This is a genomic window from Poseidonibacter lekithochrous, assembly GCF_018861145.1.
GTDB lineage: Bacteria > Campylobacterota > Campylobacteria > Campylobacterales > Arcobacteraceae > Poseidonibacter > Poseidonibacter lekithochrous_A.
In genome coordinates, this window is record NZ_JAHKQT010000023.1 from 125613 (window position 1) to 149111 (window position 23499).

Below are 23499 nucleotides of genomic sequence, written 5' to 3' on the forward strand. Positions count from 1 at the left end.
TCTATAGTATTTAATATTTTTATTATTATATCAAAAATATTGAAATTTAATCTAAAAGCTCTTGACAAAAATATGCTTTTTTACTATAATTTCGGCACTTAAACGATTGGGGTATCGCCAAGTGGTAAGGCAACGGCTTTTGGTGCCGTCATTCGAAGGTTCGAATCCTTCTACCCCATCCATAAGTAGATTTATTGATCGCGGAATAGAGCAGCACGGTAGCTCGTCGGGCTCATAACCCGAAGGTCACTGGTTCAAATCCGGTTTCCGCAACCAATTAAATGTGTTAAGTCAAGGTAGCTCAGCTGGCTAGAGCGCTGGTCTCATAAGCCGGAGGTCGAGGGTTCGAGTCCCTCTCTTGACACCACTTTATTTATACACTTAATTCTTATTTTTAGAATTTATGCTGGTGTAGCTCAGCTTGGCTAGAGCAGCTGATTTGTAATCAGCAGGTCGGGGGTTCAAGTCCCTTCACCAGCTCCACTAATCAAAACTTTTATTTCATTAATTCATCAGTTGTTTCTTTTGTTCCATTATAAATGCTTGATGAAGTATCTTTTGTAGCTTCCCATGATTGTGAAGACAAGTCTTTAATAACTTCCCATGCTGTTGAAGTATCTTGCTTTATTCCTGTCCATGTAGCACATGATGAAAAAAACAATGAACATAAAATTAAAAATAAATATTTTTTCATTTAATTAGCCTATTGATTTGGATTTTCAAAGAATACATATGTAGAATAATCAGAAACTTCAAAATAAACTTTTTTCTCATTTGCATCTTTTTTTGAGTTAAGATTTTCGTCTAAAATACCATAACCATATCTATATGCTCTTGATTCTGTTCCATCTGTTGAAAGAGCAGTTGAAAGTTTATCAATTTTTATAAATCTTTTTATTAGTTTTTCGCCGGCATAAACTTCCATAACACCATTTACACCTGTCCAGTTTTGTAAGTATCTATTTATTTTGTTTTGTTTTTCTTCACAACCATTTATAAATAATGCTGCAGCAACTAGTGATATAGTTAATAAGCTTTTTTTCACTCTACATTCCTTTTTATTATCAAAATCATAAAGTTAGTTTGATTTCTTAGTTTTTTATGTATTAATATGAGGAATTATATCTTTATACTACTTATATATTACTATTCTTAATCTACTATTTTTACTAAATATCTACCTACTGCCTTTCCTTCAAGTAATTTGGCATAAGCTTCTTTAATTTCATTAAGCCCTATTTCATTTGTAAGGTTTTCTACTGTATCTACTTTAAAATCACTAGCAATTTTTTCCCACGCTGCAATTTTCTTTTCAATTTTAGCTTCAACTGAATCAATACCAATTAATCTTACTCCTCTTAAAATAAAAGGGAATACATTTGTATTTAATTCATGAGATGAAGTTAATCCACAACAAGTTGCAACACCATCATATTTAATATATTTTAAAGCATTTGCTAATATCTCACCACCTACTGTATCAATTACACCAGCATATTTCTCACCCATCATTGGTTTTATAGATTGTTCATTAAAATCATTTCTTAAAATAACTTCATTAGCACCAATTTCTTTTAAGAAAGGAATTTTTTCTTCTTTTCCCGAAATAGCTATTACATTAAAACCTAATTTATTTAAAATTGAAACTGAAATTGATCCAACACCACCTGTAGCACCTGTAACTAGTATATCCCCTGATGTAACACCATTAGAAAGTAATTCATTTATTGATAAAGCAGCTGTAAGACCTGCTGTTCCATACGTCATAATTTCTTTATCTGAAATACCTTTTGGCATTTTAGCAACCCATGATGCTGGAACTTTAACATATTCAGCATGTCCACCATTTGTATTCATACCCATATCATAACCTGTAACTAAAACTTTATCACCTTTAGCAAAATTACTTGAATTTGATTCTTCAATTGAACCAGTTACATCAATACCAGTTACATGCGGAAAAACTCTTGTTACACCTGGATTTCCAACTGAACTTAATGCATCTTTAAAATTTAAAGATGAGTAAGTTACTTTTATTAATACTTCATTATCTTCAATATTTGGAACTTCAATATCTTGAACACCTGATTTGAATTTTCTATCTTCTAATTTCTCTACTATATATGCTTTCATTTTATCTCCAATAATTTTATAATTTTATTTACTTATGCTGAAATTTTAGCTAAAATATAACTAATGAGCAAGAACTTACTAATAAGATACATACTTACTAAAAAGATACTATGGAGTTTAAAATGACAAAAAAGATTAATCAAAATATTGAAGAAAAAATAGAAAAATGTCCTGTAGAAACAGCACTTGATGTATTAGCAGGTAAGTGGAAAATACTTATTTTATGGTATTTAAGAGCTGAAACTAAAAGATTTAATGAATTACAAAAATCACTTCCAAGAACAACTCAAAAGATGTTAATACAAAAATTAAGAGAGTTAGAAAAAGATGGAATTGTTCATCGTGAAGTTTATCCTGTAGTACCACCAAAGGTTGAATATTCTTTAACCAAATATGGTGAAACTTTAAAACCTATAATAAAACAACTTTATTTATGGGGTGAAATTCATAAAAATGAACACACATAAATATTATTTAAGAAAGGAAAACAAATGAAATATAAAAATATCCTTGTTGAAAAGAAAAATACTAGTGTTGGATTAATTACTTTAAATAGACCTAAGGCTTATAATGCATTATCATCTGCTTTAATAAGTGAAGTTTCAGATGCAGTTAAGAAATTTGAAGAAGATAATAATATTGGTGCAATTGTATTAACAGGTGGAGATAAAGTTTTTGCAGCAGGTGCAGATATAAAAGAATTATCTGAATTAGATTTTGTAACTGCTTATACTAGTGAATATATAACAAAAAATTGGCAGGCTTTGGAAAAACATAAAAAACCAATAATTGCTGCTGTCTCAGGTGTAGCACTTGGTGGTGGCTGTGAATTAGCTTTAATGTGTGACATAATTATTTGTGATACAAGTGCAAAGTTTGGACAACCTGAAATAAAATTGGGTACTATGCCAGGAATTGGAGGAACTCAAAGACTTGTTCGTATAATTGGAAAATCTAAAGCTATGCAAATGTGTTTAACTGGTGATATGATAAATGCTCAGGAAGCAAAAAATTATAATTTGGTTGCCGATGTTTTTAAAGAAGGAACAGTTTTAGAAGAAGCTATATTAATGGCTGAAAAGATTTCTAGAATGTCTCAACCTATAGTAAGATTAATAAAAGAATCTATTAATAATGCATATGAAACAACACTTCAAGCTGGATTAGAAAGTGAAAGAAAGTATTTTTATACAACATTTAATTTAGAAGATAAAACAGAAGGAATGAATGCATTTATTGAAAAGAGAAAAGCAAAGTTTATAAATAAATAATATAAATAATAGCTATTTAATAATTGTTATTAAATAAAATAATTATATAGGATAACTCTTATCCTATATTGATTCGAATCAAGTTAAATTCTTCCTTATTTAAATAAACTCCTATTTCTAAATAATAGGAGCTACATATGTTTAAATTAAAATCATTATATTTAAGAATGACCATAGTACATTTAATTGGAATAATTCTTCTTCCCATAAATGCAATTTTTTTTACAGAAAATTCAATTTCCCAATTGATTCAAATAATAATAGCATTAGCATTAATTGTCCATGAATTAGATGAAAGAAAAAATGGAAATCACTTATCAAAAGAATTAATCAAATTTTTAAAAAATATGGATAATAAAGATGTAACATTAGAAATTAATACATCAATGTCAAGTGAGTATTGCGAAATTAAAGATGTTATAGATAAAAGAGAAAAACAACTTCTTGCTAAGGAAAAAGAAGAATCACTTTTAATTCAAGAGGCAAAATTAGTTATGAGTAAAGTTAAGCATGGTAAATACACTGATATTATTAAATCTAAAACATCAAATCCATCATTAGAAGAGTTTAAAGAAAGTGTAAATGATATGATTATTGAAACAAAACAACACTTTTCTTCAATAAATAATATATTAGATAAATATACAAATTATAAGTATATAGAGGAGTTATCTCTTAATGGAATAACTCAAGATAGTGAATTAAAGCTTTTAGTAAGTGCTATAAATAAGTTAAAAGAAGCAATTACGCAAATGTTATTAGAGAATAAAACTAATGGAGTAACACTACAAGATTCATCTGAAATATTATTAGGTAATGTAGATAAATTAAATAAATCTTCAAATGCTGCAGCAATTAGTTTAAAAAATACAGCAATTGTATTAAATGAAATTACACAAAATGTAACTAAAACATCAATGCAGACAACAGAAATGTCAGGACTTGCAACTGCGGTTATTAACTCTGCAAAAGAAGGACAAGAATTGGCATTTAAAACAAACTATGCAATGGATGAAATAAATGAACAAGTTAGTGCTATTAAAGACTCAATCTCTGTTATTGATCAAATTGCTTTTCAAACAAATATACTTTCACTTAATGCTGCTGTTGAGGCCGCAACTGCTGGTGAAGCTGGTAAAGGATTTGCCGTTGTAGCTCAAGAGGTAAGAAATCTTGCAAATAAAAGTACTGAAGCAGCAAAAGAAATCAAACATCTTGTTGCGTCAGCAAATCTAAAAACAAATGAAGGTAAAACAATAGCAAATGATATGATAGAAGGATACAGCTGTTTAAATACAGATATAGATAAAACGATTGATATTATAAATGATGTGGCAAATACTTCAAAAGAACAGCAAATAGGTATTGTTAAGATTAATGATGCAGTGAGAATTTTAGAAGAACAAATTCAAGCTAATACTGAAGTTTCATCTCAAGCAAATAGTATCGCAGAGAAAACTTCACTTATTGCCAATACTATTGTTGATACTGCAAACGAGAAAGATTTTGAGGGAAAAGATAGTATTTCTTGTAACAGATGTGTTCAGGTAAAATAGAAAATGGATTTAAAGTCGAAAAGTATTAAAGCACTATAAATTTAATGACAGCGATGCAAAAGTATTAAATGATATAAAATATATCACTTCTAAATATACAGAAGAATTACTAAAAGGATTTTATGAGTTTATTTTTGAGTTTGATCATGCAAAAATGTTTCTACACAATAATGAAATTTTAAAAAGACATGAAATAGGGATTAAAGATTGGTATTTGAGTCTTTTTTTTAGATATATTAACTATTGCATATAGAGAAGAAGAACAAAGTAAATTAGTTGATGAGATTCTATTTTTGAAGAATGATGCATTTAATTTGCATAAAAGAGTTTTCTATTGTAGAAGAGTTAGCTTCAACAGTAAGAGAATATGGATGTAAAATTGCAATTATGGAAAATATATTGAAATTAAAACCAGAGATTATTAAAATTGATGGCTCTTTAATAAAAGACATTGATACCTCTGTAGAATCTAAAATGATAGTAAAAAGTATAATAAGTATGTCTAAAGAGTTAAAGGCAAAAACAGTAGCTGAATATGTTCATTCAGAAGAAGTTTTTAAAACTGTTAAAAATTTAGGTGTAGATTTTTTACAAGGTTTATATTTAAGAAAACTACAGAGATTTATTAACTAGCCTCTTTATTCGCTCTAAAGGATATATGTCGATGAGATAGGATTAGATTATTCAGGTATTACAAAAAGAACTATTTCTAAAATTGAAAATGGTTTTATAGATGAAGTTGGTATAAAAAAAGTTGAAGTAGTTTTAGATTTACTAGGACAAGAGTTTTTATTGCGTTTAAAAGGAAGGCCTAAAACATTAGAGGAGCTTCAAGATGAACAATGATTTAAAAGTATTTATTAATAAAACCCATAGTGGAACTTTATCTTTTGAAAATGAACAATATGTTTTTAACTATAAAGAATCAGCAAATGATGTTGTAAGTCCTACTATGCCAATTAGAAGTGCTAGTTGGAATAGTAAAAAGCTTCACCCTATTTTTCAAATGATAATGACTTTGAGAATTCATCTCTTGCTCCAATTTATGATGTAATTACTACTACTATTTATCTAAAAAACGACATCCCTACCCTAAGACTTAGTGATGGTAAAAACTTATAAAACCTTTCCTAAACAAAGTTGTGCACTATCAAATAGTGAATACAATTTAATACTTGAAGAATGCAAAGAAACTATTATTAAAACTAAATAAGAAATCAAGTAATTTCAACAAGAACAGCCAGATGTACAAGAATTTTTAGAAGCTGAAATTGAATTAGACAGAATTGAAGAAAAGTTGGAATCAAAATATCCAGAAGATATACTCAGAGTTATTTACACAACAAATAATATAGAATCAGTTTATTGACAGTTTAGAAAACTCATAACTTAAAACGAATACAGAGTGTGAGAAAATAAAAGGTGCTTCTGTTAAAACTACTCTATATGGGTATCAAAAATATAACTATTTGTTCCAAAATTCTTTATAGTTTATGGAATTTTGTAGTTTTTACTTTTTGAACACTTTGTGGAACACGAAAATTTGCTTGAGTACTTCGTATTCCATATATAAGAGGTTGAGGAAGAAGCTGTTCTGAATTTTGTGTCCTATTTTCTGTTAACAGATTATTAAATCAAAAGTCATTCTAACTTTGATTAAAATTGTTGTAGTTATTTTATAATTCAACATATTTGGAGAATAAAAAAAGTAGCAGTTTTATATATATTTTTTAATTAGTACTAAATTTTCCATAGATATTTTTTATAATTCAGCAAAGTTATCCATTATTGATTTTACAAATAGGTTTAACACCTTATGATTATCTTTTAAAAATAGTTTTCAGACCTTTTAATAGTAGAGTTTTCTAATCAACTTGGGAATATTTTAAATTATCTATTCTATAACAGATAAAGATATTATATTATTTTAAATAAGTTTTAACTTCATATTGGAAAATAATTGAGTTTACTGAAAGGCTTTTTTTACTATAATAATTTTTTTATAGGAGATTAGATTGGAAGAAAAAATTAATAAAGATATCGCGACTTCATTTTTAAAAGGATTGAGCGTTATTGAGGCATTTGACCATGAGAATCCTAACATGACGTTAACAGAAGTTGCAAAAAAAGTTAATATCACACGTTCAGCTGCTAGAAGGTTTTTATTATCTCTTGAATCATTAGGGTATGCATCTCAAAATGGAAAAGTTTTTTCTCTTACTCCTAGAATTATAAATTTAGGTTATAGTTATTTTTCTTCATTATTTTGGACTGATATTGCAAATAAATATGTTAGAATAATTGTAAATGAATGTAAATTATCATGTGCAATTTCTATTTTAGATGGAGAAAATATCACTTGTATCATGCGTGTAAATTCTTCTACTATACTAAGAGGTGGTGTTGATGTTGGTGGTAAATTACCAGCAGCTTATACAGCAACTGGCAGATTATTCATGGCTGAAATGAATGACAAAGAACTATATGAATATATATCAAAAACACCTTTAAAGAAATACACTTCTAAAACAATTATAGATCCTAAAAAACTCTTTGAAAAAATTAAATCTGAACGTAATCAATCCTATCAAGTTGTGGAAGAAGAATTAGAAAATGGTCTTTTATCAATTGCTGTTCCAATCTATAATTCACAGCATAGAATTTTAGGCTGTATGTCTATTGGTACATTTATGAGTGAAGATAATGCTAAATATTTAAAAGAATATGTATTGCCTCTACTGATAGAAAAAGCAAATTTAGCCACAGAAGCGATAGTCCTTTTAAAAAACTAATTCTTAAAAATATCCTTTTTTAATACTTTAATCTAGTGAATAAAGATTAATCGAATTAATTAAAATTAAATCTATATATAACTCTCTTTTACCATTTAACTATCTTTTGGATAAAAATTATACAACAAAAAAAATCAATATTTTAAGTCAATTCATTATTTAATAAAATAGAAAGACCCTCTTTATCGGATATAGAAGTAATATTTCGTTGTATAATGTTCATATAATAAACTATTGTATATTAAGCAAACTTTTATTTTTCCAATGCTATAGTTTTTAACAACAGTTTGAGGAGTGAATAAGAATGAAAGATAATTTACAAAAAGGAAAATTATTTGATAACGCATTATTGAAGAATATAAGAAGTAAGTTTTTAAACGTAAGTATGGATCCTAAGTCAAAAAAGAAACGAATATTTTTTGATAATTCAGGTGGTGCATTTAGATTGAAAGCTGCTAGTAATGTGTTTAAAAAAATAGATGGATATCCAGATTGTCCAGAACATGGGAATAAAACAGCTAAATGGCTTATGAAGACGCAAGAAAAAGGTTATGAATCAATTAAAACAATGTTAAATTTTGATTCAGGAAGTATTGTTACATCGTATACTGCTTCTATAGTTATGTTTAATATGGTTAGAACAGTAATTGAAAATATTCCTGGAAAAAATATAGTAACAACATTACTAGAACATCCTTCTTCTTATGATGCTGTTACAAGTTATGCAAATAAAAATAAAAAAGAAATAAGACTTGCTAAGACAAACCCTAACACAGGTGGGGTAGATGTGAAAGAAATAGTAAAACTTATTGATAAAGATACTGCTCTTTTAGTTTTTATGTATGCTTCAAATACTTCAGGGGCATTATTAGATGCAAAAAGAATAGTTAAAGAATGTAGAAAGATAAAACCTGACTTATATATAATAGCTGATGCTGTACAACACGCTCCTCATGGAGTTATTGATATAAAAGAAGTGCCTGTAGATGGATTAAACTTTGCACCATATAAGTTTTTCGGCCCACGTGGTTTTGGAGTTGGATATGTATCTCCTCGACTTTCAAAATTACCTCATGACAAATTATTAGCTAAACCTGAATCTTATTGGCAACTAGGAAGTCCTGCTCCTGCTCATTTTGCTGCTCTTACAGAAGTAGTTAAATATGTTTGCACAATAGGTAAATATTATTTAAAAAGTAAAGATAAAAGAGAATTGTTTGTAGAGGGAATGACTCGTATAAAGTTACATGAAAGAGCATTGATGCATACAATGTTAGAGGGAACATCTAGTGTACAAGGATTAAGAAGTTTAGATGGTATTAATGTGTATTTAGACTGTAAAGATTTACGTAAAAAAGATTTTATTATGGCAATAGGATTCAAAAAACTAGGATATAAGGAAGCAGTAATAGAGTATGAAAGATATGGAATAATTACTTTTGAGAGAGTTATTTCTAGTCCATATTCTGCACGTATGCTTGAATCATTTGGATTAGATGGCAGTATAAGAGTTTCTCCTCTTCACTGTCATAGTCTAGAAGATATAGAAAAGTTTTTGAAAGTTACTAAAAAGATATGTAAGAAATTAAAAAAACAGGAGGCTAATTTATTACTTGAAAAAATATAATTTTTATGATTTAAATCAAATAAATAGGTTATGTATAGAATATTATTCATTACATGAGATTAGTTGTACTTAAGCTTATTTTTAAATAAGCAAGAGTTCCATTATCCATACAATTTTAAGGAGTATAGTATGTTAAAGAAAAATTTATTAAGTATATCATTATTAGGTGCGCTAGTAGTTCCAGCAATGGCAACAGAATACATTACAATAGGTACAGGTGGGGTTACAGGTGTTTATTATCCAACAGGTGGATCTATTTGTAGACTTGTAAATAAAGATAAAAAAATACATGGTGTAAGATGTGCTGTAGAATCAACTGGTGGTTCAGTATATAATATTAATACAATTAGAGCTGGTGAATTACAAATGGGTGTTGCTCAATCAGATTGGCAATATCATGCATACAATGGAACTAGTAAATTCGAGAAAAAAGGTCCATTTAAAGAATTGAGATCAATTTTTTCTGTTCATGGAGAGCCTTTTACATTATTAGCTCGTGCTGATTCTGGTATAAAGAATTTTGATGACTTAAAAGGTAAAAGAGTAAATATTGGAAATCCAGGTTCAGGACAAAGAGGAACTATGGAAGCTGTAATGGATGCAAAAGGTTGGACTAAAGATTCATTTAAATTAGCATCAGAGTTAAAAGGTGCTGAACAATCAAAAGCACTTTGTGATAATAAAATTGATGCTATGGCTTATGTTGTTGGACATCCATCTGGATCTATTAAAGAAGCTACTACAACTTGTGATAGTAAACTAGTTACTGTTTCAGATTCTACAATTGATAAACTTGTTAAAGATAATGACTACTATAAATATACAACAATACCAGGTGGTATGTATAAAGGAAATCCTGAAGATATTAAAACATTCGGTGTTGCTGCTACATTTGTAACTTCTTCAAAAGTATCTGAAAAAGTTATCTATACTGTTGTAAAATCAATATTTGAAAACTTTGATACATTTAAAAAACTTCATCCTGCATTTGCTACTCTTACAAAAAAAGACATGATACATAATGGTAATTCTGCACCATTACATAGAGGTGCAATTAAATATTATAAAGAAGCTGGACTTTTATAAAAAATTTGTTTTAAATATTTTACTCTCATTGAATATTGATGGGAGTAAATATTAAAATTTATTTTTAAATTTCTAGATATAGAAATTTAAAAAATAATTTAAGGAAATATTATGGAAAATAAAACCGAAGATACTACGGCCCAAGATATAGTTCTTGAAGCTGAGACAGGAGGACGAGATCCTTCAAATCCCTATATGGCTAAGTTTATAATTTATTTAGCCCTTACTTGGTCTATATTCCAACTATATGTATCATCACCTTTGGTATTAGAGTTTACTCCATGGATGAATGCTGATGTCGTTAAAAGAATACATCTTATGTTTGCTGGATTTTTAGCTTATTTAAGTTATTTACCTTGTAAAACAAGTCCTAAAGAATATGTTCCAATTACTGATTGGATAATGGGTATTTTACTTATTTTATCTGTAGCATACTTGGTATATGGTCAAGTATGGGATAGTGATAATTTTGAGATGAGACTAGGAGTACCTAATCAACTTGATGTAATTTTATCAGTTATAGGAATAGGTTTATTACTTGAAGCTACAAGAAGAGCTCTTGGGCCACCACTTGCTGTAGTTGCTGTTCTCGCTTTAACTTACGCTTATTTTGGTGGTGGAGATTATAATGGAGCTTCTATAGGTAAAATTGTTTCTCATATGTGGATAACAACAGAAGGTGCTTTTGGTATTGCTATTGGAGTGTCTGCTACTATGGTATTTTTATTTGTTCTTTTTGGTTCATTACTTGAACGTGCTGGTGCAGGAAATTACTTTATACGAGTAGCTTTTTCTTTAATGGGTCACTTTCGTGGAGGTCCTGCCAAAGCAGCGGTTGTTTCTAGTGCAATGACAGGTATGATTTCTGGAAGTTCTATTGCTAATGTTGTAACAACAGGAACTTTTACAATCCCTTTGATGAAAAAAGTTGGATTCTCTGCTGAAAAAGCAGGAGCTATTGAAGTGGCTTCCTCAACTAATGGACAATTAACTCCACCAATAATGGGGGCAGCAGCCTTTCTTATGGTTGAATATGTTGGTATACCATTTGTTGAGATTATAAAACATGCATTTTTACCTGCTCTTATTTCCTATATTGCTTTAGTTTATATTGTTCATTTAGAAGCCTTAAAAATGAATATGAAAGGTATGGTGAAAAAAGATATTGACAAAATGGATAGAAGAGGAAAGATGATTGGAATACTTAGTGTTGTAATTGTTTTAGGTTTTCTATCATGGGTATTAGGACCTGTAATTGATGTTGTTAAAAATATATCAGGTGAATATACATTTAGTGCTATTTTAGCTTTAATTACTGTTTCTTATGTAGTTCTTATATATTTTTCTTCAAAAGTGCCAGATTTACCAGAAGATGATATTGTTGACTTACCAAGAGTTGGCGAGACAGTAAAATCTGGATTACACTATTTATTACCAATTGTAGTTTTAGTTTGGTTACTTACAGTTGAGAGATTATCTCCAGATTTATCGGCATTTTGGGCATGTTTATTTATGATATTTATTGTTCTTACTCAAAAACCACTTATGGACTTTTTTAGAGGAAGTGAAAATATATGGGGCAGAGTAAAAGATAGTTTATTGGATTTAGAAATAGGTCTTATAAATGGCGGTAAAAATATGATTGGTATTGGAGTTGCCACTGCTGTAGCTGGAATTATTGTAGGTACAGTAACTTTAACAGGGCTTGGTCAAGTTGTAATTGGACTAGTTGAAACAGTAAGTGGTGGAAATATATTTTTGATTTTATTATTAACTGCAATAATAAGTTTAATTCTTGGAATGGGACTACCTACTACTGCAAATTATATTGTTGTATCTTCACTAATGGCTCCAGTTATTGTGAGTTTAGGAGCTGCAAATGATATTGCTATTCCTTTAATTGCAGCACATATGTTTGTATTTTATTTCGGTATTTTAGCAGATGATACTCCCCCAGTTGGTCTTGCCGCCTTTGCAGCTGCCGCCATTAGTAAAGGTGATCCAATAAAGACAGGTATTCAAGGTTTTACTTATGATATTAGAACTGCATTATTACCTTTTATGTTTATTTTTAATACTCAACTACTAATGATCGGTATTGATAATGCATTTGAATTTATTGCTGTTGTAGTTTCTGCTGTTGTTGGTATGCTACTTTTTGCAGCTGCTACTCAAGGATTTTGGTTTGTTAAAAATAGATGGTGGGAAACTATTTTACTTTTAGCCCTTACTTTTATGATTTTTAGACCAGGATATATTTGGGATAAAATTCAAGCACCATATGATAATTTGCCAGGAAGTGAAATATTTAAAGTTGCTGATAATATGAAAGCAGGAGAAAGACTACACTTTGTTGTAAGTGGAGAAACAATTGAAGGAACACAAAGAGAGTATACATTTGCTATACCTTTAGCTGAAGGTAAAACGGGGCAAGAAAGAATCAATGAAACAGGATTAAGACTTGATAATTTATTTGGTCCAATGGAAGTTGCTGCAATAACACCAATAAACAAACAAATAGAAGCTATAAAAAATGCGGGAGTTGATAGTGGTTGGGTAATAGAATCTGTAAGAGTTGAAACAAATAGACTACCAAAACAAATAGTCTTAATACCAGCATTCTTAATAATGTTTTTAATGGGCTGGTCTCAAATTAAAAGAAGAAAGGTTTTATCATGATAGAGTGGATTATAATTATTGCAATCGTAGTTGCAATGTATATTATTATATATAAGTATGAAAAGAAAATGGATGCACTTCATAAACTAGTGCAAGAGAATAAAGAGAAGATTGATAGTCATCATGAGAAGATTACTAAGAATCGTAAACATATAGATGATAATAATGACAGAATCAATAGTAATCATTCAAGACTTGAAAAACATTACAGCCATATTGAAAGGATGTGGGTAACTATTCCAGATAGTAAAAAGAAACCTTAATTAATAGTAAGTTTTCTAATATTTTCTATTGAGAGACTTATAGTTATAAGAAATCTTTAAAGTCTCTCTTTATAATATTTATTTTCCGACACCTAGGAATAAATACATGATTATAGATTCTCATTAGAAGTGAAGTGGCAATATAAATTCATACTTTAAATTTAAAAGTATCTAAGTTAAAATAGCAAGTACCACAACCTGTACCTTTTGCAACATTATCTAAGTTTCAAACTTATGATATGATTTAATGACTTTTGGCTAGTGACACAAAATACGGAATGTTATTATTCTACTTTGCATTTTAACACCATATAGTAGATATTAAGTTCTTTCATAGTTTTTTTGATAAGGCTACAAAACCCTTTAATAAAGGGTTTGTATATGTTTATAGTTAGGTTATATCGTGATCTCTTTAATATCAGCAATTTTTCTAAATGCTTGATATACAAGTCCGATTGTATTTTTTCTATTTACTTTGATTTTTTCATCTTCATGATTTACAAAAACTTTTTCAAAGAAATTATCTAATTGTGGTTTCATTGCAAATAACGCATCTAATTCTTCATCATATGTTACATATGTTAATGCTGTAACTTCTTTATATTTTGAAACTAGTTCTTTTTCTGCATCTTCTTCTAATAAAGATTCATCAATAGTTAAAGTTGAATTAAGATCTAAATCTTTGATAATATTTGCAACTCTTTTAAATGTAGCAGCAGATTCTTTAAAATTATCACTTTGAACTATTGGATTTAAAGCACAAAGTTTTTGAGATATTTTATAGATATCAGTTTCACCACTTCCTAAAACTGCTTTTAATACAGATGGATTAACATCAAAAATTTTGAACAATCTTTCATTAAAGAATTCGATTAGTTGCTTCTTATCTAAACCTTTATAATTTGATTCTAAAGCATCAATTATTTGTGGTAAGTCTAGAGCTAATTTATGTTCCATTGCAATTTTCACAATTCCAGCAGCAGCTCGTCTTAAACCAAATGGATCTTTTGAACCTGTTGGAATTTTACCTACAGAGAATAGTCCCATTAAGTTATCAAGTTTATAAGATAATGCAATTATAGATGAAAATGTATTTGATGGTAATTCAGAATCTTCACCATCTGGTAAGTATTGCTCTTTAAGTGCTGTATAAACTAGTTCGTCTTCTCCTGCTAGTTTTGCATAGTAATATCCCATTAGACCTTGTAGTTCTGTAAATTCAAATACCATTTCAGACATTAAATCAGCTTTTGAAAGCATTACAGTTTTTTCAATTAATTCTTTTTTAGGTGGGTTGAATATATCTGCTAAGTAAGTTGCAATTTTTGCTTCTCTTTGCGATTTTTCATACATTGAACCTAAACCTTCTACGAAAGTAAGTTTCTTTAAGCCCTCGTTGCTAAGTCCATTTGCAATATCATTTTTATAAAAGAACATACCATCTGCAAGTCTTGGTCTTAATACTTTTTCATTTCCTGAAATAATAAATCCAAAATCATCAGTTTTAGAGTTTGATACAACTATAAAGTTATTTGTTAAAATACCATCTTTATATACTGCAAAGTATCTTTGGTGCTCTTTCATAGATGTAACAATAACTTCTTCTGGTAATTCTAAGAACTCAACATCAAATTGGCCTATTAAGGCTGTTGGATATTCAGTGATTGCAACTACTTCATCAAGTAATTCTATATCAATATCAATTTTTACATTATGTCTTTGCTCAATATCTTTCATTTGAGAAAGGATTCTTTCTCTTCTTTCATCTGGATATAAAATTACACCATTGTTATCTAATTTTGCAAAATAATCTCCTGCAAAGTTATATGTAAATGGCTCATAAGAAACCATTCTATGTGCAAATGAATGATTAGATGATTTTACGCCAAATAATTCACCCTCAACTACTTGTTCACCTAAAATAATAGATAAAGATCTAATTGGTCTAATAAAACTATCAGTTCTATTTCCCCATCTCATTGATTTACCAAAATTAAGTGAATTCATAAATTCATTAACCATATCATTTAATAGTACAGCTGAGTCACTTCCTTTAACTTCTTCTTTAAAGTAAAGAACTTCACCTCTCCCTTGATCAATTTTATCAAGTTCTGTTACATCAACACCACATTTTTTAGCAAAACCTAATGCAGCACCTGTTGGAACACCGTCTTTAAATGCTATTTTAACAGGAGCTCCAAATTGCTCTACTATTGAGTCTTCTTGTGAAACTTGGAACTCTTTGTGCCATAATACTAATCTTCTTGGTGTATAATAAAATTCAAAATCACATAATAATCTATTCTTCTCTAAAATATCTACCCATTTTTTTTCAATATTTGGTAATTCTTTTAAAAATGGAATTGCTGGTAATTCTTCAACACCTATTTCAATTAATAATGGTTTATTCATCTCTTGTTTCCTTATCTTCGTTATTAGCTTTATTTTTTTCTTCATTATTTGCTATTTTATCTGTATGTTTTTTTATTTGCTGTCTATTAAAATTAATAATAAACATTGCTACCATAATTACGAACATTATTACTATTACTGTATCTAATATATCTTTCACATTTATCCTAATATTTTCTTATATAAAGTATTTATAATATCTAAAAATCTCTTATTATTACGTAAACTACGTAAGTAGATTTTTATATATTATGCCATCTATTTCATTTAATGCTATTTCTTCTATTTCATCATCTGTTGAAATAAGTGCCAAGATTTTTGAATCAAACATATAATTATCAGCAATTTTTTGAATATCTTTTGCTAAGTTTTTTTGACAAGCTATATATTTTGCATTTAAACTATTTGCGTAAATCGCTTCTTTAATTGAACTTATTACTACTACATAATCTAAGTCATTTTTATATGAATAAGTTAATATGTTTTCGTTGTAACGAAATGAAATAAGTGCATTTGCTTTTGTATTTTTAATCTCATCTATTGATGAAATATTAAAAATATCTGTAAATGGTATTAGTTTATCCCCAATAAGTAACATACAAAACTCCTATTTGTTTTTTAAACACTCTTCTGAACAATAATACTTACCATTGCTTAGAATTGATTCTTTTGTTGAAATATAAGTTTTACATGTTGGACATTCAAGCATCTCATCTTCATATTTAATATCTTTCTTTTTTACAATAGTTTTTTCTCTATTCTTTTTAAAAAAAATTATATATACAATAAATAAAACAAGTGCAAATGCTAAAATTTTTAAAATCATTATTTACCTTTTATATATAAATAGTTTCTATCATTTCTATTTACTATTTTATAGTTTTTATTTACACTTGCAACTTCTAATTCATCATTTAACATACTACCTTTATAGAATAAGTAAGATGCACTTTCATTAACTATATCTTTAGTTATATCTAAAAGTAATGATGTATTTGTAACAGCTCTTGAAGTTACTAAATCAACTTTTAAATCTTTTACTTTTTCAACTCTATCACAAATTATAGTTAAATTATCAAGTTTTAAAGATGCTTTTACAAAGTTTAAAAAAGCAACCCTTTTAATTCGTGGTTCTATTAAATATGCTTTCATATCTTTTCTTGCAATTGCAAGTAAAAGTCCAGGATAACCTGCCCCTGTTCCTATATCTGCAAAACTATCATAAGAGTCAATAAAGTTTAATGGATAAATAGAATCTAAGATATTTTCATTGATATCTTCTAATCCTAATCTTCCTGTTAAATTATGAATTTTACCCCATTGTTGTAATAGTTTAGTAAAAACAGTACAATCTTTATAAAAGTCTTTATCAAATTGGAAATCATTTTCTTCTAAAAGTTCTTGTAAATTCATTACAGCATATGCCCCATTTGATCTTTTTTTGTATTTAAATAATGTTCATTATACTTATTTATTTTAGTAATTGCTGGAATTCGTTCAACAATTTCAACTCCAATACTTTTTACATATTCTATTTTATTTGGATTATTTGTAATTAATTTTACTTTATTTATATTTAAATCATTAAAAACGTGTTTAACTATTCTATAATCTCTTTCATCTTCTTTGAATCCTAATTCAACATTAGCTTCAATTGTATTTCTACCTTGATCTTGTAAACAATAGGCATTTACTTTGTTAAGTAAACCTATATTTCGGCCTTCCTGTCTATGATAAATAACTAAACCGCCCTCTTTTGCGATAAAGTCTAATGATAAATTTAATTGGTTCTGGCAATCACACTTTAAACTTCCTAGTGCATCTCCTGTTAAACATTCAGAATGTACTCTAACATAAGGAATTTTGATATTTTCAAAATCCTCACTCATGATTGCTAAATGTTCTTGGTTGTCGTCTTTATAAGCTTTTATTTTAAATTTTCCATGTTTTGTAGGTAGGTTTGCAATATTTGATTGTATTATATTCATTGTCTTTAAACCTTATTATTGTTATAATTCGCAGATTATAACCAAAAGAGGTAAATAGAATGTTTAAACGATTTAGAAGATTAAGAATAAATGAGACTTTAAGAAATTTAGTTCAAGAAACTACAATAACACCTGATGATTTTATATATCCATTATTTGTAAGAGAAGGAAAAGGTATTAAAACTGAAGTATCTTCAATGCCTGGTGTATTCCAAATGAGTCTGGATGAGATATTAAAAGAGTGTGAATATTTAATAAGTATTGATTTAAAATCAATTATTCTTTTTGCAATACCTGATGTAAAAGATTCAGTTGGTAGTGAATGCTTATGTGATGAAAGTATTATCTCTAGAACTATTAGAGCAATTAAAGAGAAGTTTCCACAAATGTTTGTCGTAACTGATTTATGTTTTTGTGAATATACAGATCATGGACATTGTGGTATTTTAGATCCTAAAACACAAACTGTTGATAATGATAAAACATTAGAGATTTCGGCACAACAAGCTATTGTTCATGCCAAAGCAGGTGCTGATATGATTGCACCTTCTGGAATGATGGATGGAATTATCACAACATTACGAACTGCTTTAGATGAAAATGGATATGAAAACTTACCAATTATGGCATACTCGACTAAATTTGCAAGTGGATATTATGGACCATTTAGAGATGTTGCTGAATCAACACCATCTTTTGGAGATAGAAGGACATATCAAATGAATCCAGCTAATAGACTTGAAGCAATAGAAGAATCTTTACAAGATGAAAAAGAAGGCGCAGATATCTTAATGGTTAAACCAGCTCTTGCTTTCTTAGATGTTGTAAGAGATATTAGAAATGAAACAAAATTACCTTTATGTGTTTACAATGTAAGTGGTGAATATGCAATGCTTAAAAATGCAGGAGCAGCAGGACTTATTGATTATGAAAGAGTAATGATGGAAACACTAATGGGCTTTAAGCGAGCTGGTGCAAATATTATTATTACATATCATGCAAAAGAAGCTTGTGAATTAATGAGAAAAGCATAGTAAAATAAATGAGCAATACTTATCAAGAAGCAATAGAAAACTCTAATATAGTATCTAAAACAGATATTAATGGAATAATTACTTTTGTAAATGATGAGTTTTGCAAAATATCTGGATACTCTCGAGATGAACTTATGGGACAAAATCATAATATCGTAAGACATCCAGATGCTTTATCTTCTAATTTTAAAACTCTATGGGAAACAATTCTTTCTAAAAAGTCTTATAAAGCTACTGTAAAAAATCTTAGTAAAAATGGCCATACTGTTTATCTTAATACTACTATTACTCCTATATTAGAGGATAATGGGGATATTAAAGAATTTATAGCTATTCGTTATGATGTTACAAAAGAGTTTGAACTTCAAAAAAAACTTGAAGAAAAACAAAAACTTCTTTTTTGGCAATCTAGAATGGCATCATTGGGTCAAATGCTTGGAAATATTGCACATCAATGGCGACAACCACTTACTGAGCTTAATTTAACACTATTTAATATAAAAAAAGCACATAAAAATAATGACTCTGAAAAAATCAATGAATTATATATAGAGAGTAAAGAGATAATATTAAATATGTCTAATACTATTGAGGATTTTACAAACTTCTTTAATCCACAAAAAGACAAAAAACTATTTTTTATAAAAGATGCAATAGATGAGTCTCTTGCAATTTTAAAAAAAGTTCTTGAAAAAGAAAATATTAAATTAAGTCTTGTAATTAATAGTAATAAAGAAGTATTAGGTGTTTCAAATGAATTATCACAAGTTATTATCAACTTAGTACAAAACTCAAAAGATGCTTTTACTATTAAGGATATAAAGAATAGAAATATTGATATTATTTTACAAGATGAAATAATTGAACAAAAAAATTACGTATGTATTTATATAAAAGATAATGCCTTAGGTGTAAATAGTGATTGTATAGATAAGATATTTGAGCCTTATTTTACAACTAAACATAAATCACAAGGAACCGGATTAGGATTGTTTATGTCAAAAATGATTATAGAAAAGAGTCTTAATGGAACTATAAAACATGAAAATACTGAAGATGGTTCAATATTTACTATATGCATACCGTTAACTCTGGCTTTAGAGGATAATGAATAAATGAATTTAAATTTATTAAAAACTTTAAAAATATTAATAGTTGAAGATGAATCAAGATTAGCCTCTTTACTTAAAGAAGCAATAAATGAATATTTTCACTCAGTAATAATTGCTAAAGACGGAGAAGAAGGTTTAAAACGATTTAAAGTAAATAAGCCTGACATTATAATAACTGATATTATGATGCCTAAAACAAATGGTTTAGAAATGACTATAAAAATAAAAGAGCTTGATGAACTAATTCCTATTATAGTATTAAGTGCCCATTCTGATAAAGAAAAACTATTAAGTGCTATTGATCTAGGAATAAGTAAGTATTTTATAAAACCTTTTGATCCTGATGAGGTACTTGAACATATAAATAAAATTGCTCCAACATTAAATAAAAGAAAAAAAATTAAATTAAAAGATGGATTTGTTTTTGATAATAATTCAACATCGCTATACAAGGATGGTATTTTGTTAAAACTTACAAAAAGAGAGAAAGAGTTTTTCTATTTACTTCTAAAACACCAAAATAAAGTTGTAGAGACTTTACTTATAAAAGAGACTATTTGGGATGAGGAAGTAAATGATGAAAGATTAAGAACGTTTATAAAGCGATTACGTCTTAAAACATCTAAAGATTTAATAGAAAATGCCTCAGGACAAGGGTATATGATTTCACCAACTTATATTTAGTAGTTTTAAAAACTTGCAAAGTAGTAGTTTAAAACTACTACTTATTTAGCTTTTTTCTTATTACGTTTAAAATATAACATAAATCCAGTTATAGTAAATAGTGCCATAAGTACACTTGCTATAAACATACCAACTTGACCAAATCTACCAAAATATTCACCTGAATGAAGAGGAAGCATACTTTGCATAATTTTTTCGCCTAAGCGTTTATCTTCATATTTTTCATGATTTAATATTTCGCCTGTATTAATATCAAGAGTCAAATTATTTCTAGCTCTATAGTGATCAGGATTAATATCTAAATAAGAAAAAGTATAACTAGATCCATTTTTAGGAAGTCTTAGTGTTGCACTTGAATACTTTTTTTGTATAGAATCATCAAACAGTTCTATAGCTTTTTGGTGTGAATTAAAAGTTAGTATATTCTTAACATCAACTTTTGTTTTTTTACCTTTATTTCTTTGTGGTTTCTCTACATCTGTAATTGCATAAAGTGCATTTCTATACCATTCATAAGACCAATAAAGTCCTGTAAGAGAAGCTAATAAGTAAAAAGGTAATACCCACATACCAATTGTACTATGTAAACTCGCTAAAAATGGGCGTCCTGAAGACTGTGTATTAATTAATAAACTTTTGAAAAAACCTTTTTTTATTCTAACCCAATAAACAATAACACCACTTATAGATAAAATAATTAATGCTACGGTAGAAATGGCAACAACTTGCTTTCCGATCTCTCTGTTATCTCCTGTTAATGTTAACCATCTATGTAATCTTAGATTAAAAAAGAAAAACTCTTTACCTTTAATATCAGGTAAGATTTCAGCAGTATAAGGATTAACAAAATAATTCATTCCTCTTCTAGCTGTTTTACCTTTTCCTTCCACATTAATAATTACAGATTCATTAGCATTACTCGAAAAGGTAATTCTATTTATCTTTCTATCTGGAATTTTTTCTTGAAATTTTGTTAATAAAACTTCTGTTTCAAGCTTTTTATGATTCTCTTTTGGAATAGAAACTATATAACTATCCTTATTTATTATTTTTAAAATCTCTTTTTCAAAAGATAATACAGCGCCTGATACTCCGATTATTAATAAAATTATACCTGCTGCAAGACCTAGAATAAGGTGTATTTTAAACCATATTTTTTTATACATTTATTTTCCTTTTTTATGTTAATTGATAGGGGTTTGTGTTTTATTTTAAGTATACGAATATTTGGCTGGCTATTTATTTAGGAGAGAACAATGATTGTTGCTAGCTATATTATTTGTTATTTTGTTAAAATTAATTTGTTCGCTTTTGTAATTCTTAGTTGATATTCTTGTCCTTGGTGAACAATTGTTATCGTGTTTGACTGATTAAAGATTTCTTTTGTGTCGATTTTATTTTCTTTTTTTTCCATTTAAACTTCCATTTGATTTTTTTAACTAATGATTAACAAAATATAAATGGGATATTAACAAATAGAATCTTAATCTTTAATAAAACTGATAATTGTTATCATTACTAAGTAAACATTAAGACTATATCTATTATGATAACAATTATCATTATAAGGAAATAAGATGTCAAATAATAATCTTCTAAATTCAAACTTAAATAAACATGTGTATAAAACACTTTTTGTTTCATTAGTAAATGAAAATAAATGGGAAACTCTTATCGAAATGTTTACTCATGGTGTTTTAGATATAAATATCAAAGATGAGAGAGGTCGAAACTGCTTATATTGGGCAATTAAAAAAAATAAAATAGAGATTATAAAAGTATTAATCAAATTAAATATTAATACAAAGGAAGTTTCTTCAAACTTATCAGCAATAAATTATGCAGTTTGTCAGGACAATGTTAAAGTATTAAAATGTCTAAAGAACTGTGGTCTTGATATAAATGAAGTTGATAATGTAAATTCAACTCCCCTAATCTACGCAGTTTTATATAATAAAATTAATAGCACAAACTATTTTATACAAAATGGATCAAATATTCATCATGAAGATTTTTTAGGAAATAGCCCTTTTAATATAGCTCATAATTTAAAAATTACTTACTTAATTAATAAATTTGAAGAAAATTCTTCTCTTTAATAATCAATTAAGATAATTATTATCAATATTATATTAAGATTGCGCCATGGAAAATAAAAAAAGCTTACTAATCATATTTATGTTAATTACTACTGTGCATATAGTTTTATTTGCACAATTAAAGGTTGAAGAAAAGGTTGCGTCTATTCAAAATAAACCAACACCAAATATTTCAAAGATCAATCTTAAAAATGTTGTAATTAAAAAACCTGAACCAAAACCAGAACCTGTTGTTGAAAAAGTTGTTGAGACACCTGTAGAGATAAAACCTTTACCTAAGACAAAAAGTAAAAACATAATAAAACATAAGAAGAAAAAGAAGAAAAAAATTGTAAAAAAAGTTGAGAAACCTACTAAAAAAATTGAAACTCCTAAGAAAGTAGAAGTAGCTGAAACTCCAGTTTTAGAGCAATCTTCTCAAAAAAGTATTCAAAAAAAAGTAGTTTTAGATTCAAGTAAAATTAAAGCATTAGAAAATGAATACCTAGCAAAACTTAGACATTTAATTGAAAAAAATAAAATATATCCAAAAAGTGCAAAAAGGTTAAGACAAATGGGGAAAGTTCATATTTCATTTGTAATTACGAAAGATGGACATATTAAAGATGCAAAAATATTACGAAATTCAAAATATAAAAGACTTAACAAAGCAGCTATTGCTATTTTAAGTAATATAAATAAATTTGAACCAATACCAAAAAAATTAAATAGAAACTCTTGGGAAATTACAGTACCAATTGTTTATGAAATTATAAGGAGTTAA

The 23499-nt window shown here is 27.9% G+C and carries 26 protein-coding genes, 4 tRNA genes and 1 pseudogene; 20 read left to right on the plus strand and 11 right to left on the minus strand.

Annotated elements, in window-relative coordinates; translation table 11 throughout:
* The first annotated feature begins 107 nt into the window (after positions 1-107).
* From KO488_RS08795 to KO488_RS08810, 4 genes are all read left to right on the plus strand, one after another.
* A tRNA-Gln gene (locus KO488_RS08795) sits at positions 108-182 on the plus strand.
* Positions 183-199: 17 nt separating this feature from the next.
* Positions 200-276 (plus strand) — tRNA-Met (locus KO488_RS08800).
* 14 nt (positions 277-290) lie between these two features.
* A tRNA-Met gene (locus KO488_RS08805) sits at positions 291-367 on the plus strand.
* Between the two features lie 38 nt (positions 368-405).
* Positions 406-483: transfer RNA gene (locus KO488_RS08810), tRNA-Thr, on the plus strand.
* A gap of 13 nt (positions 484-496) precedes the next feature.
* Here KO488_RS08810 and KO488_RS08815 read toward each other — a convergent pair.
* From KO488_RS08815 to KO488_RS08825, 3 genes are all read right to left on the minus strand, one after another.
* Entirely contained in the window at positions 497-694 is a 198-nt protein-coding gene (locus KO488_RS08815) for a hypothetical protein (protein WP_216058433.1), read from the minus strand.
* A 9-nt stretch (positions 695-703) separates the two neighbouring features.
* Positions 704-1045: a hypothetical protein gene (locus KO488_RS08820; RefSeq protein ID WP_216058434.1), complete on the minus strand. Its 342-nt coding sequence runs from the start codon at positions 1043-1045 to the stop codon at positions 704-706.
* 107 nt (positions 1046-1152) lie between these two features.
* Complete coding sequence (locus KO488_RS08825) at positions 1153-2133, minus strand: YhdH/YhfP family quinone oxidoreductase (RefSeq protein ID WP_216058435.1); 981 nt, start codon at positions 2131-2133, stop codon at positions 1153-1155.
* Positions 2134-2255: 122 nt separating this feature from the next.
* Here KO488_RS08825 and KO488_RS08830 point away from each other — a divergent pair, with 122 nt between their 5' ends.
* The 11 genes and pseudogenes from KO488_RS08830 to KO488_RS08880 all read left to right on the plus strand — a co-directional run bounded on the left by KO488_RS08830 (position 2256) and on the right by KO488_RS08880 (position 13407).
* On the plus strand, positions 2256-2600 hold the full coding sequence (locus KO488_RS08830) for a winged helix-turn-helix transcriptional regulator (protein WP_216058436.1): 345 nt from the start codon (positions 2256-2258) through the stop codon (positions 2598-2600).
* A 24-nt stretch (positions 2601-2624) separates the two neighbouring features.
* Positions 2625-3404 (plus strand): enoyl-CoA hydratase-related protein, encoded by a 780-nt coding sequence (locus KO488_RS08835; RefSeq protein ID WP_216058437.1) that lies wholly within the window; start codon positions 2625-2627, stop codon positions 3402-3404.
* A 932-nt stretch (positions 3405-4336) separates the two neighbouring features.
* Positions 4337-4960 carry a methyl-accepting chemotaxis protein gene (locus tag KO488_RS15500; protein ID WP_416276516.1) on the plus strand — a complete coding sequence of 208 codons (624 nt, stop codon included), beginning with the start codon at positions 4337-4339 and terminating at the stop codon, positions 4958-4960.
* Positions 4961-4997: 37 nt separating this feature from the next.
* A pseudogene (locus KO488_RS15505) lies at positions 4998-5213 on the plus strand (hypothetical protein); the annotation flags it as partial.
* Between the two features lie 50 nt (positions 5214-5263).
* Positions 5264-5593 (plus strand): EAL domain-containing protein, encoded by a 330-nt coding sequence (locus KO488_RS08850; RefSeq protein WP_216058439.1) that lies wholly within the window; start codon positions 5264-5266, stop codon positions 5591-5593.
* A gap of 202 nt (positions 5594-5795) precedes the next feature.
* On the plus strand, positions 5796-6014 hold the full coding sequence (locus KO488_RS08855) for a HipA N-terminal domain-containing protein (protein WP_216058440.1): 219 nt from the start codon (positions 5796-5798) through the stop codon (positions 6012-6014).
* Positions 6015-6975: 961 nt separating this feature from the next.
* Entirely contained in the window at positions 6976-7752 is a 777-nt protein-coding gene (locus KO488_RS08860) for an IclR family transcriptional regulator domain-containing protein (protein ID WP_216058441.1), read from the plus strand.
* A 304-nt stretch (positions 7753-8056) separates the two neighbouring features.
* Positions 8057-9379 carry an aminotransferase class V-fold PLP-dependent enzyme gene (locus tag KO488_RS08865; protein WP_216058442.1) on the plus strand — a complete coding sequence of 441 codons (1323 nt, stop codon included), beginning with the start codon at positions 8057-8059 and terminating at the stop codon, positions 9377-9379.
* Positions 9380-9508: 129 nt separating this feature from the next.
* Positions 9509-10465 carry a TAXI family TRAP transporter solute-binding subunit gene (locus KO488_RS08870; protein ID WP_216058443.1) on the plus strand — a complete coding sequence of 319 codons (957 nt, stop codon included), beginning with the start codon at positions 9509-9511 and terminating at the stop codon, positions 10463-10465.
* Between the two features lie 111 nt (positions 10466-10576).
* A complete protein-coding gene (locus KO488_RS08875; RefSeq protein WP_216058444.1) occupies positions 10577-13144 on the plus strand; it encodes a TRAP transporter permease in 2568 nt (855 codons plus the stop codon).
* Positions 13141-13407, plus strand: a complete 267-nt coding sequence (locus KO488_RS08880; protein ID WP_216058445.1) for a hypothetical protein — start codon at positions 13141-13143, stop codon at positions 13405-13407. The genes KO488_RS08875 and KO488_RS08880 overlap by 4 nt, the downstream gene beginning before the upstream one ends.
* A 396-nt stretch (positions 13408-13803) precedes the next feature.
* Here the strand turns inward: KO488_RS08880 and glyS are convergent, their stop codons facing one another.
* The 6 genes from glyS to ribA all read right to left on the minus strand — a co-directional run bounded on the left by glyS (position 13804) and on the right by ribA (position 17807).
* Positions 13804-15819, minus strand: coding sequence for a glycine--tRNA ligase subunit beta (gene glyS, locus KO488_RS08885; RefSeq protein WP_216058446.1), 2016 nt, complete (start codon positions 15817-15819; stop codon positions 13804-13806).
* A complete protein-coding gene (locus KO488_RS08890; protein ID WP_216058447.1) occupies positions 15812-15979 on the minus strand; it encodes a hypothetical protein in 168 nt (55 codons plus the stop codon). The genes glyS and KO488_RS08890 overlap by 8 nt, the downstream gene beginning before the upstream one ends.
* 66 nt (positions 15980-16045) lie before the next feature.
* Positions 16046-16417, minus strand: coding sequence for a hypothetical protein (locus KO488_RS08895; RefSeq protein WP_216058448.1), 372 nt, complete (start codon positions 16415-16417; stop codon positions 16046-16048).
* A 9-nt stretch (positions 16418-16426) separates the two neighbouring features.
* Positions 16427-16645, minus strand: a complete 219-nt coding sequence (locus KO488_RS08900) for a PP0621 family protein (RefSeq protein WP_216058449.1) — start codon at positions 16643-16645, stop codon at positions 16427-16429.
* Positions 16645-17232: a 16S rRNA (guanine(527)-N(7))-methyltransferase RsmG gene (rsmG, locus tag KO488_RS08905; RefSeq protein WP_216058450.1), complete on the minus strand. Its 588-nt coding sequence runs from the start codon at positions 17230-17232 to the stop codon at positions 16645-16647. Before rsmG ends, KO488_RS08900 begins: the two co-directional genes overlap by 1 nt.
* On the minus strand, positions 17232-17807 hold the full coding sequence (ribA, locus tag KO488_RS08910) for a GTP cyclohydrolase II (protein WP_216058451.1): 576 nt from the start codon (positions 17805-17807) through the stop codon (positions 17232-17234). Before ribA ends, rsmG begins: the two co-directional genes overlap by 1 nt.
* 59 nt (positions 17808-17866) lie before the next feature.
* On the opposite strand from ribA, the gene hemB reads away from it, so the two are divergent.
* From hemB to KO488_RS08925, 3 genes are read left to right on the plus strand one after another with little or no spacing between them, the layout of a single operon-like run.
* Entirely contained in the window at positions 17867-18841 is a 975-nt protein-coding gene (gene hemB / locus KO488_RS08915; protein ID WP_216058452.1) for a porphobilinogen synthase, read from the plus strand.
* An 8-nt stretch (positions 18842-18849) separates the two neighbouring features.
* On the plus strand, positions 18850-19956 hold the full coding sequence (locus KO488_RS08920; RefSeq protein WP_216058453.1) for a PAS domain-containing sensor histidine kinase: 1107 nt from the start codon (positions 18850-18852) through the stop codon (positions 19954-19956).
* A complete protein-coding gene (locus KO488_RS08925; RefSeq protein WP_216058454.1) occupies positions 19957-20637 on the plus strand; it encodes a response regulator transcription factor in 681 nt (226 codons plus the stop codon).
* 41 nt (positions 20638-20678) lie between these two features.
* On the opposite strand, the gene KO488_RS08930 is transcribed toward KO488_RS08925, so the two are convergent.
* Positions 20679-21803 (minus strand): PepSY-associated TM helix domain-containing protein, encoded by a 1125-nt coding sequence (locus tag KO488_RS08930; RefSeq protein ID WP_216058455.1) that lies wholly within the window; start codon positions 21801-21803, stop codon positions 20679-20681.
* Positions 21804-21919: 116 nt separating this feature from the next.
* Positions 21920-22051: a hemin uptake protein HemP gene (gene hemP / locus KO488_RS08935; protein ID WP_216058456.1), complete on the minus strand. Its 132-nt coding sequence runs from the start codon at positions 22049-22051 to the stop codon at positions 21920-21922.
* 163 nt (positions 22052-22214) lie between these two features.
* Between hemP and KO488_RS08940 the strand changes: the two genes are divergently transcribed.
* On the plus strand, positions 22215-22736 hold the full coding sequence (locus KO488_RS08940; RefSeq protein WP_216058457.1) for an ankyrin repeat domain-containing protein: 522 nt from the start codon (positions 22215-22217) through the stop codon (positions 22734-22736).
* Between the two features lie 46 nt (positions 22737-22782).
* Positions 22783-23499, plus strand: a complete 717-nt coding sequence (locus KO488_RS08945; RefSeq protein ID WP_216058458.1) for an energy transducer TonB — start codon at positions 22783-22785, stop codon at positions 23497-23499.